Annotated in this window: 9 protein-coding genes; 3 read left to right on the top strand and 6 right to left on the bottom strand. The window is 68.8% G+C overall.

The window, feature by feature from the left end; translation table 11 throughout:
* The first annotated feature begins 66 nt into the window (after nucleotides 1-66).
* Nucleotides 67-720 (top strand): alpha/beta fold hydrolase, encoded by a 654-nt coding sequence (locus ACLJQE_RS39520; protein ID WP_410644823.1) that lies wholly within the window; start codon nucleotides 67-69, stop codon nucleotides 718-720.
* A gap of 51 nt (nucleotides 721-771) precedes the next feature.
* Here the strand turns inward: ACLJQE_RS39520 and ispG are convergent, their stop codons facing one another.
* The 3 genes from ispG to dxr form a co-directional block, all read right to left on the bottom strand.
* Nucleotides 772-1923 carry a flavodoxin-dependent (E)-4-hydroxy-3-methylbut-2-enyl-diphosphate synthase gene (gene ispG / locus ACLJQE_RS39515; protein WP_410644749.1) on the bottom strand — a complete coding sequence of 384 codons (1152 nt, stop codon included), beginning with the start codon at nucleotides 1921-1923 and terminating at the stop codon, nucleotides 772-774.
* Between the two features lie 113 nt (nucleotides 1924-2036).
* A complete protein-coding gene (locus tag ACLJQE_RS39510) occupies nucleotides 2037-3269 on the bottom strand; it encodes a M50 family metallopeptidase (protein WP_410644748.1) in 1233 nt (410 codons plus the stop codon).
* Nucleotides 3270-3272: 3 nt separating this feature from the next.
* The gene (dxr, locus tag ACLJQE_RS39505; RefSeq protein WP_410644747.1) at nucleotides 3273-4475 is read right to left on the bottom strand and encodes a 1-deoxy-D-xylulose-5-phosphate reductoisomerase; all 1203 of its coding nucleotides are present in this window, start codon (nucleotides 4473-4475) and stop codon (nucleotides 3273-3275) included.
* 94 nt (nucleotides 4476-4569) lie between these two features.
* Between dxr and ACLJQE_RS39500 the strand changes: the two genes are divergently transcribed.
* Nucleotides 4570-4827, top strand: coding sequence for a DUF2631 domain-containing protein (locus ACLJQE_RS39500; RefSeq protein ID WP_285454457.1), 258 nt, complete (start codon nucleotides 4570-4572; stop codon nucleotides 4825-4827).
* A gap of 25 nt (nucleotides 4828-4852) precedes the next feature.
* Nucleotides 4853-5512 (top strand): peptidylprolyl isomerase, encoded by a 660-nt coding sequence (locus ACLJQE_RS39495; RefSeq protein ID WP_410644745.1) that lies wholly within the window; start codon nucleotides 4853-4855, stop codon nucleotides 5510-5512.
* Between the two features lie 50 nt (nucleotides 5513-5562).
* On the opposite strand, the gene ACLJQE_RS39490 is transcribed toward ACLJQE_RS39495, so the two are convergent.
* The 3 genes from ACLJQE_RS39490 to ACLJQE_RS39480 all read right to left on the bottom strand — a co-directional run bounded on the left by ACLJQE_RS39490 (nucleotide 5563) and on the right by ACLJQE_RS39480 (nucleotide 17174).
* Nucleotides 5563-5841 carry a DUF6881 domain-containing protein gene (locus ACLJQE_RS39490; protein WP_410644743.1) on the bottom strand — a complete coding sequence of 93 codons (279 nt, stop codon included), beginning with the start codon at nucleotides 5839-5841 and terminating at the stop codon, nucleotides 5563-5565.
* Between the two features lie 2 nt (nucleotides 5842-5843).
* Nucleotides 5844-15140: an HYD1 signature containing ADP-ribosyltransferase family protein gene (locus ACLJQE_RS39485; RefSeq protein WP_410644742.1), complete on the bottom strand. Its 9297-nt coding sequence runs from the start codon at nucleotides 15138-15140 to the stop codon at nucleotides 5844-5846.
* 99 nt (nucleotides 15141-15239) lie between these two features.
* A complete protein-coding gene (locus tag ACLJQE_RS39480; protein WP_410644741.1) occupies nucleotides 15240-17174 on the bottom strand; it encodes a tachylectin-related carbohydrate-binding protein in 1935 nt (644 codons plus the stop codon).
* Nucleotides 17175-17379 lie beyond the last annotated feature (205 nt).

Raw genomic sequence — 17379 nt, 5'->3', positions numbered from 1 at the left:
GTCCGTCCGGTGTCAGGGTCGTGTCAGGCGGGCCGCGCACAGTAGCCGCATGACCAAGGCCGGGTCCTGGCCGAGCTCGGGCCGCAGTTCCGGCACATCACCTACGACGAGCGGGCCCGCGGCAAGTCGCGGCGTTCAGCCGACTACTCGTTCGAGGCCGCCGTCCGCGACGTCGACGCCGTCCTCGCCGCCCGGGGCGTGGAGCGGGCGCTGGTGGTGGGCTGGTCCTACGGCGCGGTCGTCGCGGCGCACTGGGCCGAGCGCAACCCGCACCGGGCCATCGGCGCGGTCCTGGTCGACGGCGCGTTCCCGCACGACTGGCTCGACGACGCCATGGAACTGCGGATCCGCAAGCTGTTCAAGCGGATGAGCTGGTTCCTGCCGTTGCTGCGCCCGACCGGCCTCGCCCCGCGGATGACCGCGGCCCAGCAGGCCGAGAGCAACATCGAACTCGGCAAGCTCTCCCGCGAGCGGGAGCTGGGACCGGTCCTGGACGGCCTCACGGTGCCGGTGCGGTACGTGGTCGCGTCGGGCACGTCCTTCGGCAGCAAGGGCGACGAACAGGAACGGATCCGCGCCGCCCTCGAAGCGGTGACGGCGCGGAAACCGAACATCACCAGCGAGAAGGTCGCGAGCAACCACGGCGCCATCCTGCGCAAGGACTTCCCCGCCATCGCCGACGCGGTTCGCGGCATCGCGGCCCGTGAGCTACGTGTGTAGACGCTGAGACGGTGTCGAGGACGCGGTGGTCGCCCTCTCCGGCCAGGGAAATCAGCCGGCGGTGACCACCGGGGCGCCCTCGCCGAGCGACTCGCCCGCCGCTTCGGCGATGCGCATGGCCTCTTCGATGAGCGTCTCGACGATCGCGTGCTCCGGCACGGTCTTGATGACCTCGCCCTTGACGAAGATCTGGCCCTTGCCGTTGCCCGAAGCCACGCCCAGATCGGCCTCGCGGGCCTCTCCCGGGCCGTTCACGACGCAGCCCATGACGGCCACGCGCAGCGGGATCTCCATGCCTTCGAGCCCGGCCGTGACCTGCTCGGCGAGCGTGTAGACGTCGACCTGCGCGCGCCCGCACGACGGGCACGACACGATCTCCAGCTTGCGCTGCTTGAGGTTCAGCGACTGCAGGATCTGGATGCCGACCTTGACCTCTTCGACCGGCGGCGCGGACAGCGAGACGCGGATCGTGTCGCCGATGCCCTGGCGCAGCAGCGCGCCGAACGCGACGGCCGACTTGATCGTGCCCTGGAACGCCGGACCGGCCTCGGTGACACCGAGGTGCAGCGGGTAGTCGCACTGCTCGGCGAGGATCTCGTAGGCGCGCACCATGACCACCGGGTCGTTGTGCTTCACCGAGATCTTGATGTCGTGGAAGTCGTGCTCGGCGAACAGCGACGCCTCCCACAGCGCCGACTCGGCCAGCGCTTCCGGCGTCGCCTTGCCGTACTTGTCCATGATCCGCTTGTCGAGCGAGCCGGCGTTGACGCCGATCCGGATCGGCGTGCCGTGGTCCTTCGCCGCCTGCGCGATTTCCTTGACCTGGTCGTCGAACTTCCGGATGTTGCCCGGGTTGACGCGCACCGCCGCGCAGCCGGCCTCGATCGCCGCGAAGACGTACTTCGGCTGGAAGTGGATGTCGGCGATCACCGGGATCTGCGACTTCCGCGCGATCGCGGGCAGCGCCTCGGCGTCGTCGGCCGACGGGCACGCCACGCGGACGATGTCGCAGCCCGCCGCGGTCAGCTCGGCGATCTGCTGCAGGGTCGCGTTGACGTCGGAGGTGAGCGTCGTCGTCATCGACTGGACGGAAATCGGGTGGTCGCTGCCGACACCGACCGAGCCCACCTGGAGCTGGCGGGTCTTGCGGCGCTCGGACAGGACGGGCGGGGGCAGGGCGGGCATACCGAGTGCGACGGTCACGGCTTCCAGCGTACCTACTCCTACTGGGCCACCTTCACCATGTCAACCGTCACGGTGAGCAGCGTTACGGCGGCGGTGAGCGGCCCCGGCCGGGCCGCCACCCCTCCGTGGAACTACGGGGAGATCCGAATGGGGTTGACGATGTCGGCCGTCACCGTCAGTAGCGTCACCGCGCCGCCGATCAGCACGAGCACCATCGTGATCCCGGACAGCCTCGTGTAGTCGACCGGCCCCGCGGCCGCCTTGCCCCGGCGGGCGCGGATCCAGTCCCGGATGCGCTCGTACCAGACGACCGCGATGTGCCCGCCGTCCAGCGGCAGCAGCGGCAGCAGGTTGAACACGCCGATGAAGAAGTTCAGGCTGGCCAGCAGGAAGAAGAACAACACCCAGATGCCCTGCTCGACGGCCTCGCCGCCGATCCGGCTCGCGCCGACGACGCTGACCGGGGTGTTCGGGTCGCGCTCGCCACCGAAGATCGCGGTGACCACGGCGGGGATGCGCTCCGGGAACTCGATGAGCCGCTGCGCCGTCTCGGCGAACATCGTGCCGGTGAAGCTGAACGTGGCGCCGATCGCGGCCACCGGGCCGTACTGCGTGGTCACCGACGGCTGCTGGGGTGAGGCGCCGATCATGCCGACCTCTTTGACGGCGGAACCGGTCCAGCGCTGCACCTTCGGCACGTCGACCTGGAGCCGGAGCTGCTCGTTGCCGCGCTGCACCACGAACTCCGTCGGGCCGCTGGTGGCCTGCACGGCGGCGAGCATCTCCTCCCAGGTCGCGACCGGCTTCCCGCCGACCGCGAGCACCTTGTCACCGGCCAGCAGCCCGGCCGACTTCGCCGGGGTCGGCGCGCCCGGCGGGCAGGAGGGGTTCTTGGCCTGGGCCGCGGCCTGTTCCTTCGACGTCGTCGAGACGGCGCAGGAGGTCGAGGCCAGCACCGGCTGGGTCGGCTCGGCGGCCGCCAGGTTCGGCAGGCCCATGGTCACGGCCATCAGGTAGAGGATCACGAACCCGAGGATGAAGTGGGTGATCGACCCGGCCGACATCACGACGGTGCGCTTCCAGGTCTTGTACCGCCACATCGCGCGCGGTGCCTCGTCCGGCGTCACTTCGTCGAGCGCGGTCATGCCGGCGATGTCGCAGAACCCGCCGAGCGGGATCCACTTCAGGCCGTACTCGGTCTCGCCACGGCGCCAGGAGAACACCGTCGGCCCGAAGCCCACGAAGTACCGGCGGACCTTCATGCCGAACGCCTTCGCGGTGACCATGTGGCCGGCCTCGTGCAGTGCCACTGAGACGCAGATCCCCAGTGCGAAGAGCACCACACCGATGATGTAGGCGAGCACCCGCTACTTCCCCTCGATGATCGAACCGGCCCGCGCGCGAGCCCACCGCTCGGCCGCGAGTACGTCCTCGACGTCGCGTGGTTCGCGACGCCATTCGTCGGCGGCTCCCACCACCTCGGAAACAGTGTCCACTATCGACGTGAAGCTGGTGTTCTGCGCGAGGAAGGCGGACACGAGCTCCTCGTTCGCGGCGTTGTAGACCGCGGGCAGGCAGCCGCCCGCGGCACCGCAGTGCCGGGCCAGCTCGACGGCCGGGAAGGCGTCGTCGTCCAGCGGCTCGAAGGTCCAGGTCGCGGCGGTGTCCCAGGTGCAGGCGGGTGCGGCGGCGGGGACGCGGTCCGGCCAGTGCAGCGCGAGCGCGATCGGCAGCCGCATGTCGGGCGGGCTGGCCTGGGCGATCGTCGAGCCGTCGGTGAAGGTCACCATCGAGTGGACGATCGACTGCGGGTGCACGGTGACGTCGATCTTCTCCGGCGCGATGTCGAAGAGCAGCGCCGCCTCGATCAGCTCCAGGCCCTTGTTGACCAGGGTGGCGGAGTTGATCGTGATGAGCGGGCCCATGGACCAGGTGGGGTGCGCCATCGCCTGCTCGACGGTGACGCCGGCCAGCTCCGCGCGCTTGCGGCCGCGGAACGGGCCGCCGGACGCGGTCAGGACCAGCCGCGCGACCTCGCTCCGGTGCCCGGCGCGCAGGGCCTGGGCGATGGCGGAGTGTTCGGAGTCGACGGGCACGAGCTGCCCCGGCTTGGCGGCGGCCAGCACCAGCGGCCCACCGGCGATGAGGGACTCCTTGTTGGCCAGGGCGAGGGTGGCGCCCGTGGCGAGCGCCTTGAGCGTCGGCTCGAGGCCGCGCGAGCCCGGCAGCGCGTTGAGCACGGTGTCGACCTTCACCGCGTCGATCAGCTCGGTGACGGCGTCGGAACCGGCGAAGAGCCGCGGGAGCTTGAAGTCCCCCTGGGAGTACCCGCGCTTCTGCGCTTCGGCGTACAGCGCGAGCTGGACGTCCTCGGCGGCGGTGGCCCTGGTCACGGCCACGGCCTCGACACCGTGGGCGATGGCCTGCCCGGCGAGCGCGGCCGGATCGGCCCCACCGGCGGCGATCCCGGCCACCCGGAACAGGTGCGGGTTGCGCGCGGCGACGTCGAGGGCCTGCACGCCGATGGACCCGGTCGAGCCGAGCACGAGAACGCTTCGCGAGGTAGTCATCGCCGGTCATTGTCGCGCGGGCCGTCTCCGCGGCGCACCCGGAGGTGTGGGATCATCGGCGGGTCCGAGGTTCACGGGGTTTGAGGAGTTCATCGTGGCAGGCAAGGCGGTCGAGAAGAGGCGGCCCGAGGTCGACCCGCGCGACGAGCCGTCCGCGGCCTGGGGCTGGCACGGCTCGTTCCCGAAGGCCACCCGCATCGCCGGCTGGGTCAGCGCGATCATCCTGCTGGTGATGATCAAGGGCAACCACGAGAACAACACCGAGAACGTGTGGCTGGTGGGCCTGTCGCTGTTCATCGTGCTGCTGCTGGTCCTGGACATCCGCAAGCAGCGCACGGCCTGGCGCAAGTAGTCGGTTTTTCGCTAACGTCCCCGGCATGAAGCTGCGCTGGGGACTGGCTGTGCTTGCTGTTCTGGGTGCCCTGGTGGTGCCCGCCGCTCCGGCATCGGCTTCGGTGCCGTTGGTCCGGTGCACGTTCACGCCGACGCCTTCGAATCCGGCCGCGCGGCCCGTCGTGCGTCCTTTGCCCTTCGCTCTGACGCGTGGGACCGTGGATGTGACGTTCCGGTTCAACTACGGGCCGGTGACGGTGCGGCTGGATCGCGGCGGCGCGGCGCCTTGTGCGGTGCACAACATGGTTTCGCTGGTTTTGCAGCGGTTCTATGACCGCTCCCAGTGCTGGCGGCTGTCCAACTCTGCTCGCCTTGGTGTTCTTCAGTGCGGGGACATCTATGAGGTGGAGAAGGGCGGGCCGGGGTACCGGTTCCCGGATGAGGTGACCGGGGCGGAGACGTATCCGCGGGGGACTATCGCGATGGGGAACCAGGGGCCGGGGACGAACGGGTCGGAGTTCTTCATCGTGCACTCGTTCGCGAACATCCCGCCTCAGTATTCCGTGATGGGGCGGGTGGTACGGGGGATGTCCGCGCTCGATCGGATGGTGGCGGACGGGATCATCCCGACCGATCCGGATGGGCCACTGGACGGGGCGCCGGCGAAGCCGGTGAAGATCCAGCGAGCCACGGCAGGCTGGTAACCGGAATCCGACAACGCTTACCCAAGCCACTCATCGAGCGGTTTTCTCATTCACTCATGCGTTACTTTAACCCATACCGCTTCGAATTCCTCTCGATCGATCACTTCCGGCGCGAATTCCAATTGGCGGGCTATCTCGACGGTGTCTGGCACGGGCAACTCTCCGAGGACCGTTCCCCCAACAGACCCCTCCGGCCCCGCCCACTGGTGTCGTCCGTCGCAAAAGACTTCAATTTTTCGCGTTTCATACCGTTCGTCATCCAGTTCACTGTACAACAAGATAGGTTCATCAGGAAACTGATGTCGCCAACCAACCTTCAAGTATTCCATAGTCAGTTCATCCCCCAGCCAACGATTCGCCGGGAAACATCCAGCGGCGTATCTCCCGGCACAACGAACACGTTGTCACGACCCTTCACCACATTCAGCCCCGTCATGTCAACCTCGACATAATGAGTAAATCGCGCCCCCTGAAAAGGCATACCAATAAAGCAACGTGACAGCTGAGCACACGAATAGGTCCCTGGAGAAATATCAGAGAAGTATTGACCATCACCAAATTTGGCATCTTTCGGGTTCGACGCTTTCAACGAAGGGCGTATCTCTCCGCTCTCGCGAATACCTGTCTGCCCCACCTCGTCAGTGTAGTGAAAGAGTGTCTGCCCTGGTGACCTACCTGTCACACCGGCCAAGCCGGTTCGCTCGACAGCGACTGCCGACTGTTCTGCCTCCCGGCTGCCGGCGGCGACGGATTTGGCTACCCGGGTCCCCGCCTTCCCCGCTGCCGCGGCCCAGCCGACGAACGGCACTGCCGCCGCCCCTGACAGGCCTGCGTTCAGGCCGTCGCCTTCACCGAGGTACCACAGCGCGTTGGCGCCGTCCGCCACCTCACCCGCGATCGGGATGAACCCGACCAGGTCGAGCAGCTGGTGCCCCGCGTCCGCCCAGCTGTCCGCTGTGACCAGACGCCATGCCATGCCGAGGCCGCTGAACGGGATGAAGTTCAACAGCTCGGTGACACGATCCCCGAACCCGGGTCCCTGAGCCGGCCCGGACGGCGCCAGCTCCGAGACCGGCGCCTGACCCACCGTCCGCACGACCGGGTCCTGCCCCGTCACCGCCTGCGTGATCTTCTGCGTGTTCGGATCACCGACCACCGTCTCCGCGACACTCGAAGCCGGGAGGTTCGGCGACGACGACACCGGCGGCTTGATCCCGCCGCTGTTGCCGTACACCGGCTGCGTCGCCGCCTTCGGGACCGGCAACGGGTTGTGCTTGACCGCCGCCTGGCCTGCCGCCCGGTAGTCGATCGCCGGCGGGCCGCCGTGACCGCCACCGTGGCCCGTGCCGGTTCCCGTGCCCGGCCGGCCACCGCCGCGGCCCGGCCCCTTCCCCGGCTTCGTGCTCGTTCCGTTGCCCCAGCCGTCACCCACCAGGTCCCACGCCCTGAACGGGTCATATCCCTGGTTGGGCGGCGCGAGCTGGAGCTCCGGCCCGGTGTCGGGACGTCTGACCGGATGGGCCTCGGCATATTTGCAGAGTGCCCAGGTGACAAAGCCCCCGTAGCAGTACCAGGGCAGATGACCGTCGAGGTCGACGGTGCTGACCGGAGTGCCGTTCCCGTACGTGTAGCGGTTGCCCGCGATCGACGGGCTGCGCGGCAGCTCGATGTCGTCCCGCGCCGTGAACGTGCCCGTCTCCGGTGCGTACCAGCGGGCCCCCATGTCGACCGCCCCGGTTGCCGGGTCGGTGTAGTCCGACTGGAAACCGAGCGAGCCGTTCGCGCCCGTGGATGCGAGGCGTTCCCCGAAGGGGCCATACGTCGTCGAACCCGTCAGCCCGCCCGCGGGAGCCGGATCGAGACCGCCCACCACGTCGGCGTGCGCGTCCGTCAACGTCAGCTGCGAGGTGCCTGACGAAGTCCGCTGGGCCAGCAAGCCACCGCCGGCACCGCGGGCGTAAGAAGCCGCACCGTCGGACACGAGCTCCCGGCTGCCGCCGTCGTATTCGAAGTTCTGCCCGTTCCGGCTGACCGTGCGGTCGAGGCCGTCGTAGGCATAGGTGCCTTGACCGTGTGTCACCTGACGGTCGAAGGCGTCGAAGGTGGACTTGATCGTGCCGTTCGAGTCCGTCCTCGAGGCGAGCGTCCCGCGCGATTCCCAGGTGAAAGCCGCCGAGCCTTCCGTCAGCTGACGGTTGCGCTCGTCGAACGTCGACACCGCGCCACCGGCTTTCGTCCGGTTCCCGGACGCGTCCCAGGCGTACTCGGCCTTCGTACCGTTCGCCGTCCAGGAAGTCAGCCGGCCCGCGAAGTCGTACTCGTACGCATTCGCCTGCGAGCCGGCCGGCCCGGTCGTGTCCTTCGACGTCAGCCGATCATTCAGGTCGTACCCGTAGCCGATGGAGGCGAGCACGCTCCCGTCTCCGGCCTTGAGCGTGTCGGACTTCGGACGACCGAAGTCGTCGTAGGCCATCACCCGCTTGCGGTTGCCGTAGCCGAGCTCCGCCGGTGCGCCCGCCGCGTCGTAACCGACGGTCTGGGTGACTCCGGTGATGCTGTCACTCTGGGTGGCAAGACGGCCCCGGTCATAGGTGAAGGAAGTCGTTCCGGCCGCGTCAGTGCGCTGACGCAGGCGACCGGCACCGTCGTACTGGTACGTCGACGTGCCACCGACCGGCCCCGCGGTCGTCAGCAGCGCACCACGGTCGTTGTAGGTGAAGACGCGGTCACCGCCAGGCGTGTCGACGGTCCGCAGGCGGCCCGCCAAGTCGTAACTCCGCCGGTGGGGCGCCGTCGGCTCGGCCGCGCCGGCGCCGGTCTCCTCGGAAAGCCGGCCCAGGGCGTCGAACGTCCGCTGCCGGGTGACACCGCCTGGAGCGAGCAGCGAAACCGGTCCTCCGGCCAGGTCGTAGCCGGTCGTCCAGGTCCGCTCACCCGGCGCCGGAGCCGAGCTGGTCGAGGGCTCGATCACCGACTCGGGCAGCGCGAGCGAGTTGTAGGTGCGGATCGTCGAGTTCCCGCGGCCGTCGGTGACGCGGGTGCGCTGCCCGGCGACGTCGTAGCCGTAGGTGGTCGTGATCGTTTCGGTAGCGGAAACCGGCTCCTGCTGCTTGACCAGCCGTGACGCGTTGTCGTAGTCGTACCGGGTCGTCCGGTTGTACGGGTCGGTCGTCGAAAGCAGGTTTCCCACGGCGTCGTAAGCCGACGACGTCTTGCGCAGGATGTGTTCCGCCGCGTCCAGGTCGTAGACCGCGGTGTTCCGGCCCGCCGGGTCGATGCTCCGGAAAACGGTGTGCCCACGGCCGTCGGTGCTGCGGACCTGGTTGCCGGCGAGATCGTAGCCGGACTGCGTCACGACACCGGCGGGATCGATCCTGCTGGTCGGCTGCCCGATCGCGTCGTACCCGTACTGCTCGACCTCGCCGGTCGGCGAAGTCGCCGTCTTGAGATTGCCGGCGTCGTCGTAGCGCAGCTTCGTGGTGTAGGCAGCCGGTTCCGGGCGCCGCTCGAGCTGGGTTCGCGTGATCGGCCGGGCAAGGTCGTCATACGTGGTTTCGGTGCGGGAACCGGTCGGATCCGTCACCGACAACCGGTCGCCCGCAACCGTGTAGGTGTACTGCCAGATCCCGCCCGGCTGCGCACCGGCGTCGGCCTTCGGGTCGATCTTCTCGACCAGCCTGCCGAGCTGGTCGTACCGGTAGCGCGTGACGGCGCCCAGCGGCCCGGTCACCGCCTTGACGTTCCCCGCGGGGTCGTACTCGGTACGGGTGACAGCCTTCGCACCTTGGCCTTCGCCAGGCTTGCGGTACTCGGGTGACGCGGCCTCGATGAGCCGCCCAGCCCGGTCGTAGCGGCTGGTGCTCAGCCGCCCGGCCGGGTCCCGGACATCCGTGGGCTGCCCGAACGTGTCGTAGCCGGTGACCACCTGCGGGCGAACCCGCGTGGGCGCCTCGCCGTTCGTTTCCGCCGAGACAGCCGCTCCGGTCACCGAGGTCCGCAGGCCCAGCTTGTCGTAGCCGTAGGTCGTCGTGAACGGCGCCGGGTCCGCGCCGGGCAGGTTTCCGCGGGCGTCGGTCACGGAGGTGATCAGACCGCGCTGATCGAACGTCCACGACGTGGTGAACTTCTCGGCCTGTCGGTTGTGGACGGTGTCGCTGACCTTCCGCCCGGCGACGTCGTAACCGTATTCGGTCGTCTCGACCCGGCCGGTGTCGATGCGCGAGCTGTTGGAGCTCAGGCCCGTGTGAGTGATCTTCGTCAGGTCACCGGCCGGCGAGTAGACGAACTCGCTTCGGTTGGCGAGCCCGGCGGGGTCGGCGGTCTGGGCGATCCGGCGGCCGGTTGTGTCGTATTCGTAGGTCGTGACCCGGCCACCCGGCTTGACCTCTTTGGCGATGTTGCCGGCCGCATCGTAGGTCAGCTCGCTCAACGTGATGTTGCGCTTCGCGGCGGCCGGGTTGTCCGGGTCGGCCACGTCGGCGGCGATGGTCTTCCACAGCCGGTCGTCGGTGTAGTACTGGTAGCGGGTCGTCCGTCCCATGGCGTCGGTCTGCCGGATGAGCCGTCCGGAGAAGTCATACGCGTAGGACTGCAGGACCAGCGAGTCCTTGAGCACCCCGTCGCCCTGTCCGTCGCCGCCGTCATCGCCGGGATCGGTCGCCTGGCCGTGCCACGACCGCAGCCGGACTTCGGCGATGGCGTTGCGCGCGGTGTAGGCGTATTCGTACTTGTTGCCGTCGGGATCGACGAGCCAGGTCTGGTTGCCGAACGTGTCGTAGCCGACGAACCGGTTTCCGCCTTCCGGGTCCGTCACCCGGCTCGGGCGGCCCGAACCGTCGTACTCGGTCGTGGTGACCCGGCTCGGGTCCCCGCCGGTCAGATCCCGTTCCTCGACGCGGGTCGCATTGCCGTCGGCGTCGTACTCCGTGACCTTCTGCGCCGTGTGCGTGATCCCGGAGACCGGATTGACCGATCCGGGACTGGTGATGGACACCTGGCGGGACAGCGAATCATAGGCGTACGTCGTGGTCAGCCCGCCCGGATTGGCCTCGCTGATCTGGGTCTCGGTCTTCTTGCGGCCCAGGACGTCGTAGGTGAACGTGGTCGTGAGCCCCGCGGCGTTGACCATCTTCGCCAGATCACCGTTGAGGTAGTAGGAATACCTGATCGTGCCACCACGAGGGTCCGTGGTCTGCTCGATGAGCCCGCGGGGCGCGTTGCCGCCCCCCACCGCGGCTTCCGTTCCATCGGTGTAGACGTGCCGGACAACGCCACCGTCGGGGGTGGTCTGCGACTCCAAGAGCCCGGCGACGATGCCACCCGTGTAGGTGTACGTGGTCGCGTAGTTCGGATCTTCCGCGCTCGCCGATCGCGCGTCCCGCGCCGACAGCACCTTGTTGTTGCGCGGATCGGTGAAGTCGGCCGTGTTGACGTAGTAGGTGTAGTAGCTCGTCTGGCAGTTACCGGGAGCGATGCGGCAGCTCTTCCGCGAGACGATGTTCCCTTGCTCGTCGTGGGTCAGGACGACCTGGTTGCCCAGTTCGTCCCCGATCGTGGTCTGGAACCCCTTCTCGTCGTAGTCGTAGGTCCGGACGCCGAGTCCCATGACCGGACCGCCGACCCAGGTGCTGCCACCGACCGGGCCGCCGCAATAGCCCGACGGGAGGTCCGCCGGGCACCCGGGCACGGGCGGCGGGGCCGGGTTGCCGACACCGTCCCGCCGATCTTCCGGCCGGGTCCCGAGACCGAGCGGCGCGACGTAGCGGAGGATCCGGCCGCGGACGGGGTCGTAATCGTAGAAGTGGAGGCGGTTGCCCGGATCGGTGACCTGGACCGTGCGCACGATGTTCGTGGCGGTTCCGGTGACGATCGGCGCCACGATCTTCCAGTGGCCGCCGTGGCGATCGGTGTATTCGCTCAGCCGATCGGCTGCCTTGTCGTACTGGAGCACGGCGGCGGTCCGCCCGCTCGGCAAGGTGATCTTCGAGAGGTAGTCGGCGGCCGCCTTGGCGCGAAAGTGCGCTTGAGCCGCCGTTTGCCCCAGCGCGTACTCGTAAAAGGCGACTTCGTCGATTTGTCCCGGAAAGAACCGCCGGGACGAGGTTCCCCAAGCCGGCCACCCGGCCGGATTGCTCGCATAGGCCGCGCCGACCTGGTTGTACAGCAGATCGTCTTGAGTGATGTCGCCGTTGACGCTGCCGACCTTCCGACCGTCCAGGAACAGCGTCTGCGTCGCCAGGGAACCCGAGAGCACCACGTGGTGCCACTGGTCGTCAGTGACCGTGCCGACGCTCGTGATCGGGGCGATGGTGCCGGTCCAGAACTGACCGCGCAGCTTGCCGTCGGTGCCCACGTACAGCAGTGGGACACCGGTGGCCGACGTCGTTCCCAGTGCCGACTTCTGGTAGCCGGCCAGCGGACCGCCCTGAGCGGTCTTGAACCACAACTCGACGGACAAGTCGCGGTTCTTGCGCAAGGTGCCGTCCGGCAACACCATCGTCGACGACGTCCCGTTGAACGTGGCCGCGGTGTCGGCCGACTCGGTGAGCGCTCCCGGCACGTCCAGAGCGACGTCCTGGAGCGTCGCCTTGTCCTTGCCGAGGTTCGTGGCGACCTGGCTGCTCGCACTGGTGCCGCCGGGTTCACCGAGGCGCCAGTACGACGCAGGCCGGGAGTCCGCGACCGTGCTCCGGTAGTGCGAGCCGGTGACCTGGTCGTAACGGGTGCACCCGCCATCCGGGTCGCACACCTGGGTCAGCTTGTCGCCGTCGTAGGTGTAGCGCCAGGTGAGCTGCTTGCCATCGACCGGATCGGTGCTGACCGACGAGACGTGGTTGCCGCTGTAGGTGAAGTAGAAGATCCGGTCACTGGTGCGGCTGATGACCCGCTTCAGGTGGTCGACCGTGCCGTAGTCGAGCTCGATGTAGCGGCCGGCCTGGTCGTAGACCGCGATCAGGCGGCCGTCGGGACGGAACCGGTACGCGCTCTGTTCCTGGTCGACCAGCACCCAGCCACCGCCCGCTGCCTCGAACTCCGCCCGGAAGTTCGCCGGCCGTCCCTCGGGTGCCGCGAACGATCCGTCCGCGTTGCGCCCGAACCGGATCTGCTGTCCGTCGGCAATGGTGACGACGACGTTGCCGGAGCCGTCGTCGTCGGGCGTGACCCGCATGTCGTACCGCGTGGACCAGCCGGTGCCGAAGAGGAGGTCGCGCCGGGGATCGAGGCTGTTGTAGGTACGCGCGATGGACAGCTCCGGCCCGGTGACCGTCGCGGTCGCGTCGACGGCGCTCGAGTGGTAGTTCCCGGTCTGCGGGTCGAAATCGGCTTGGGTGCCGCTGTACGGGGCGTTCGCGAGGTGCGACGTGATCTCGGGTTGCGGCACCGCGGTCAGCAAGTGGCTCGGCGGGAGCTTCTGGCTCTCGGACGTCCCGTCGAAGGCGAACGCCCGCCACTGGTAGTCCTTGCTCCAGCGCAGGGCACCTGCCGGCACGGTCCAGGTGCGCTTCGCGACGTAGCCGGAATTGGTGCAGCTGACACCGGTCTGCGTGCCATCGGAGTTCTGCTGGTACTTCTCGCAGATCTCAAAGCGATACTTGAGCGAAGTGCTGGGCGGTGCGTCGACGTCCACTGCGTCGAGCCAGAGCTGAGGGGTGAGTGTCGGCGCGGAGTAGCCGTTCGGTGGGTACTGCGCCTTCACCACCGGCGGGACGTCGACGACTCTCAACGCCAGCCTGATCGGCGCTATCTGCTCGTCCGTGAACCAGGCACCGCCACGGCGCAGCATGCTGAAGTCGAAGAGGTAGTCACCCGGCTCGATCGCCTTGATGGTCGCCTCGAGCGTCACGGACGCGCCGCGAGGGACGTCTCCGGGCAGTGAAGCCGCCTCCGTCGAGGCGACGGCCGCACCGGAAGCCCGGAAGGCTCGATACCCCAGCGCGTAGTTCGCCGGCGTCCACGTCTCGGCACCGCGGTTGGTCACGATGATTTTGATCTTCCCGTTCTGCGAACGCGTCACGGGCGGATCCACGGTCGCCGATTCGACTCGGTATCCGGCGTCGTAGATCGAGTGGGTCACGTAGAGCTGAGGCGGATTGGCGGTCCGGTGGCCGGCGAACTTCTTCCAGCCGAAAGCATCGGTCTCCGAACCGCGGATGGTGAGCCCGTAGTTCGCTTGCGCACCCGTGGCCCAGCGCTGGACCAGGTCGCGACCGGCGTCGCCGAGGTTCATCAGCTCGTACGCCGCGGGGCAGCTCGACCGCGTCTGGCCGCGGCCGATGTACCCGTGGGCGAAGGAGGGGGCCGTGAGTACGGGACCGAACCCGGGACCGGGATAGCCGCCGCTCGAGCCCCAGGGTGAGGTCACCGCGTGGACGGTGAGCGGGCGGGGCTGGCAGGACCACGACCACGAGTTGGCCAGGTTGAGGTAAGCGCCGAAGATCTTGTGGTTGCGCAGGCGGTCCTGGACACCGTCGAAAGCCAGGTAACTCGCGGCCTTGATGGAGCCGGTCGTCCCGGCCTTCAGCTCGGAGCCGCCGTCGAACCGGCTGCCGTCCTGCACGACCATGCTCGCGTTGGCCGATGACGTGTCGACACTGGGATCCGCTTCGACGGGGAATCGGCGAGCGGGATCGGCCAGCCAGTTCGAATCCAAGTCCACCTGGAGGGCGGGACCACTCTTCAGCTCGGTGATCCGGTAGGTCACCCCGGTCGACGTCGCGGGTTCCCCGGTGAGGGGATCCCGGGAAGCGTCGGTCATGAACCCGGCCGGGATGTGGGCGCGTTCCCGTCCGGCCTCGTCGAACAGGACGACGCGCCCCTCGACGACAGCCGGGCGCAGGCCCCGCAGGTGGAGCGGGAACAACCAGGACCGGGGCGCGTCCGGCGTCCGGAGGACGATGGTTTCCTTGACACCACCGGGAACGACCTCGAGCCGGACGTCCGAGCCGGGCCGCACCGCGGGGTAGGTCAGCGTGCCGCCGGCGACGACGCCCGCGGACGGCGCGGACTGGTCCACGGAGTAACCGAATGCGTGGCCGGCGTCGAGCCGGACATCGACCAGCGGCGATCCCGCGCCGGTGGCCGCGAATTCGAGGCCGGCGGCGTCTGCGGCGTTGCGCCAGCCGCCACCCGCCCGCGGCACCAGGGTCGTGTCGATCGGCTGGAAGGTGCCGTCGGCGGTGCGATAGTTGACGTCTTCGCCGTTGAACTGGGTCGTGAGCGTTCCGTCCGCGTTGGCGAAGGTGCGCTCCTTTGCGGTGCGCTGCTGCGGGATTTCCTTGCTGGTCGCGGCGTCGAACCCGGTGCGGTTCGTAGGACCCGCGGCCGCTCGCACCGAAGCGCTCGCCGGTTGCCCGGTACCGGTGATCGGGGGGTACTTGGACTGCAGGGAACGTGGTCCGGCCACATTGCCCGGTCCTGCCGCGCTGTCTTGATAACCATCCGCCGACCCCGGCTTCTGCTTCGGCGCCAGCGCCATTGCGGCTTCGAGCCGTTCGACGTCGTCGAGCGAACCGGGCGAGTCGAACCGGCCCGCCGGGCCGGCGACACCGGCGAAAAGTGCGAGGACGAGCACCACGAGCAGAGCTCGGCCGGTGCGCGGACGACGGACGGAACGCAAGCGGACAGGCATCGACGATCACCTCGGAAATCGGGGGAAACGACGGATCGCGGGCGCGCGGTACTCCCGCGCGGCCTGGCGAACCAGGCCGCGCGGGCACCTACTGGTCGATCAGAAGCGCGGCTTCGGAGCGGGGCCACCGGTGAACACTGACCGGCCGGTGGTGGCGCGCGCGGTCAGCGCAGGCACAACGGTTGACGAGTACACATAGGACACGCCGTCGGCGTCCCGGAACGCGGCGACGACACCACCGGTGCTGCGTGCCGTCAAAGCGGGATCGGTCACGCTCTGGTACGCAGCGCCGGTCCGGGCGTCGGCGAGACGCTGCCAGCCGCGGTAGGTGGCGCTCCCCGGCGCGACCTGCTCGGTCACGTAGACGTAGCCGTCGTTCGCTTTCACAGCGACGTGAACCGTTCCGCCCGGGTCCATCGCCGTGGCGGGCACCCCGTTGGCGGTGATACCGGTGAGCGGGCTCCAGGCGCCGGTGAACCCACCGCTCAGTTCGCGCTGGGTGACCACTTGGCCGTCCGGCTGAACCGCGAAGACCTGCAGGTTCTTGTCCGGGTTCGCCACTGCGGCGGCGGCAGCGAGCCAGCCGGTGCCGGGAACCGTGATCCAGGAGCTCAGCGAGCCATCCGCATAGGTGGCCTTCGTGTACAGCCCCGACGTGGTCCGCGCGAAGACGTCGATCCCGTCCGTTTGCGGCACCACGGTCAAATCCGAGCTCAACCCGGTCGAGTCCAGGACCCGCCACGGCAGGAACTGCTTGCTCGCCGGGTCTTGCGGCCGGACCCAGAGCTTTCCGGCCGTGTCGACCGCGAACGCGTACGACACACCGTCACGCAGCACCAGCCGCGCCGGTCCCGGGGTCCAACCGCCGAAGCCCGCCAAGGCCGGCCAGCTGGTCGCGCCCGGGGTCTGGCTGCCGACACGGCTCTCGCTGTCCTGCCCGAGCGCGGTGACCTGCAGGCTGTTGTCCGCAGCCCGAACCGCCGCGGGAACGCCGGAGAACTCCTGATAGCCGGGCACGACGGAGAATTCCACGATGGTTACGTCGTCGGTGCGCTGCCGCCCGTGGATGAGCCGGCCGAAGTCGTCGACGTAGAAGTGCTGGATCTTGCTTTCGGTGCCCTCGGTGAGGAATGTCGCCGGGCTGGGCCGCGCCGGCACTGCCGGACGGGCCGGCAGGGCCGGGTTGACCAGCCTGCAGTCGTCCGTCGTGACGCTCAGCTGGTAGTCCGCGCCGATCGTGCCGACCACCTTCGGGCCCGTCCAGCTGCCGCCGCCGAGGTAGCGGTACCACTTGATCTGGCCGTTGTTCTTGTCCAGCGCGTAAAGCACGTCGCCGCCCGCGGAGGCGATCTGGGAGAAGTTCTGCCAGCCGCTGGCGCCGACCAGCGTCGCGTACTCGACCCACCGCTGGCTCGCCGGGTCGTACTGGAAGCGGTAGAGCGCCCCGGCGGGCGTGCGGGCGTAGAAGACCCCGGCGCCGGCGCCGACGATCAGGTCGTACTTCGTCAACGTCCAGCCCGTGTCGATCAGGCGGTCCGTCCAGGCTTTGGTGGTCTCGTCGTAGCGCACCCAGGCGAGGATGCTGTCGTGAGCCCAGTAGAAGTCGCCGGTGGCGTCGACGGAGATCCGGTTGCGGCTTTGCGGCTGCGTCATCCCGGCCCAGCCAGTCGCGATCTTCTGGCTGACCCCGCCGTTTTCCCAGCCCGTGGCGAGCCGTCGCTGGCGGTGGACGTCACCGTTGTCGAGGATCGAATACATCCGGCCGTCGGGGCCGGCGAGCGTCTTGCCGCTCCACGCGTTGCCGATCGTCGTCCGCCCCGTCCAGGAGGTGGCGCCGGTCTCGGGTTCGTGGTGGCGGTCGAGGTCCAGGTGGGTGTCCGGGAGGGTGTAGAACACGCCCGCGCCGGCACGGCAGGTGATCGTGTCGGCCGCGGCGGCCTGAGTCGCTCCGGTCACGCTCACCGCGCCGGTGAAGGCGATGGTGAAGGCGCAGCAGAGCGTGACGGGTCTCCGGGCAAACGATCCCTGGCGCATGGACTTCCCCTCGTGAAAGCGTTGGCGGGCAGCACGAATCGACCCGCCGCACGGTGACAGCGGGCGATCGGTGAATGAACTGGTGACGGCGCCGGCAAGCCCGGCGTTTCCGGAGCGCCGCACCTCCATGCCGCGCGAAGACGAGCTCGCCCTCCCGCGAGCTGTTCGATCTTCCTATCGATCTTCCGGACGGCCCGTTACTTGT

Source organism: Amycolatopsis sp. lyj-346, assembly GCF_046548975.1.
Classification (GTDB): domain Bacteria; phylum Actinomycetota; class Actinomycetes; order Mycobacteriales; family Pseudonocardiaceae; genus Amycolatopsis.
This window is presented reverse-complemented; position numbering and strand designations above follow the sequence as displayed.

Excerpts from the sequence above, each read along its gene's own strand:
- ACLJQE_RS39485 (WP_410644742.1), bottom strand. The coding sequence starts at position 15,140 with ATGCCTGTCCGCTTGCGTTCCGTCCGTCGTCCGCGCACCGGCCGAGCT.
- ACLJQE_RS39490 (WP_410644743.1), bottom strand. The coding sequence starts at position 5,841 with ATGGAATACTTGAAGGTTGGTTGGCGACATCAGTTTCCTGATGAACCT.
- dxr (WP_410644747.1), bottom strand. The coding sequence starts at position 4,475 with ATGACTACCTCGCGAAGCGTTCTCGTGCTCGGCTCGACCGGGTCCATC.
- ACLJQE_RS39495 (WP_410644745.1), top strand. The coding sequence starts at position 4,853 with ATGAAGCTGCGCTGGGGACTGGCTGTGCTTGCTGTTCTGGGTGCCCTG.
- ACLJQE_RS39480 (WP_410644741.1), bottom strand. The coding sequence starts at position 17,174 with ATGCGCCAGGGATCGTTTGCCCGGAGACCCGTCACGCTCTGCTGCGCC.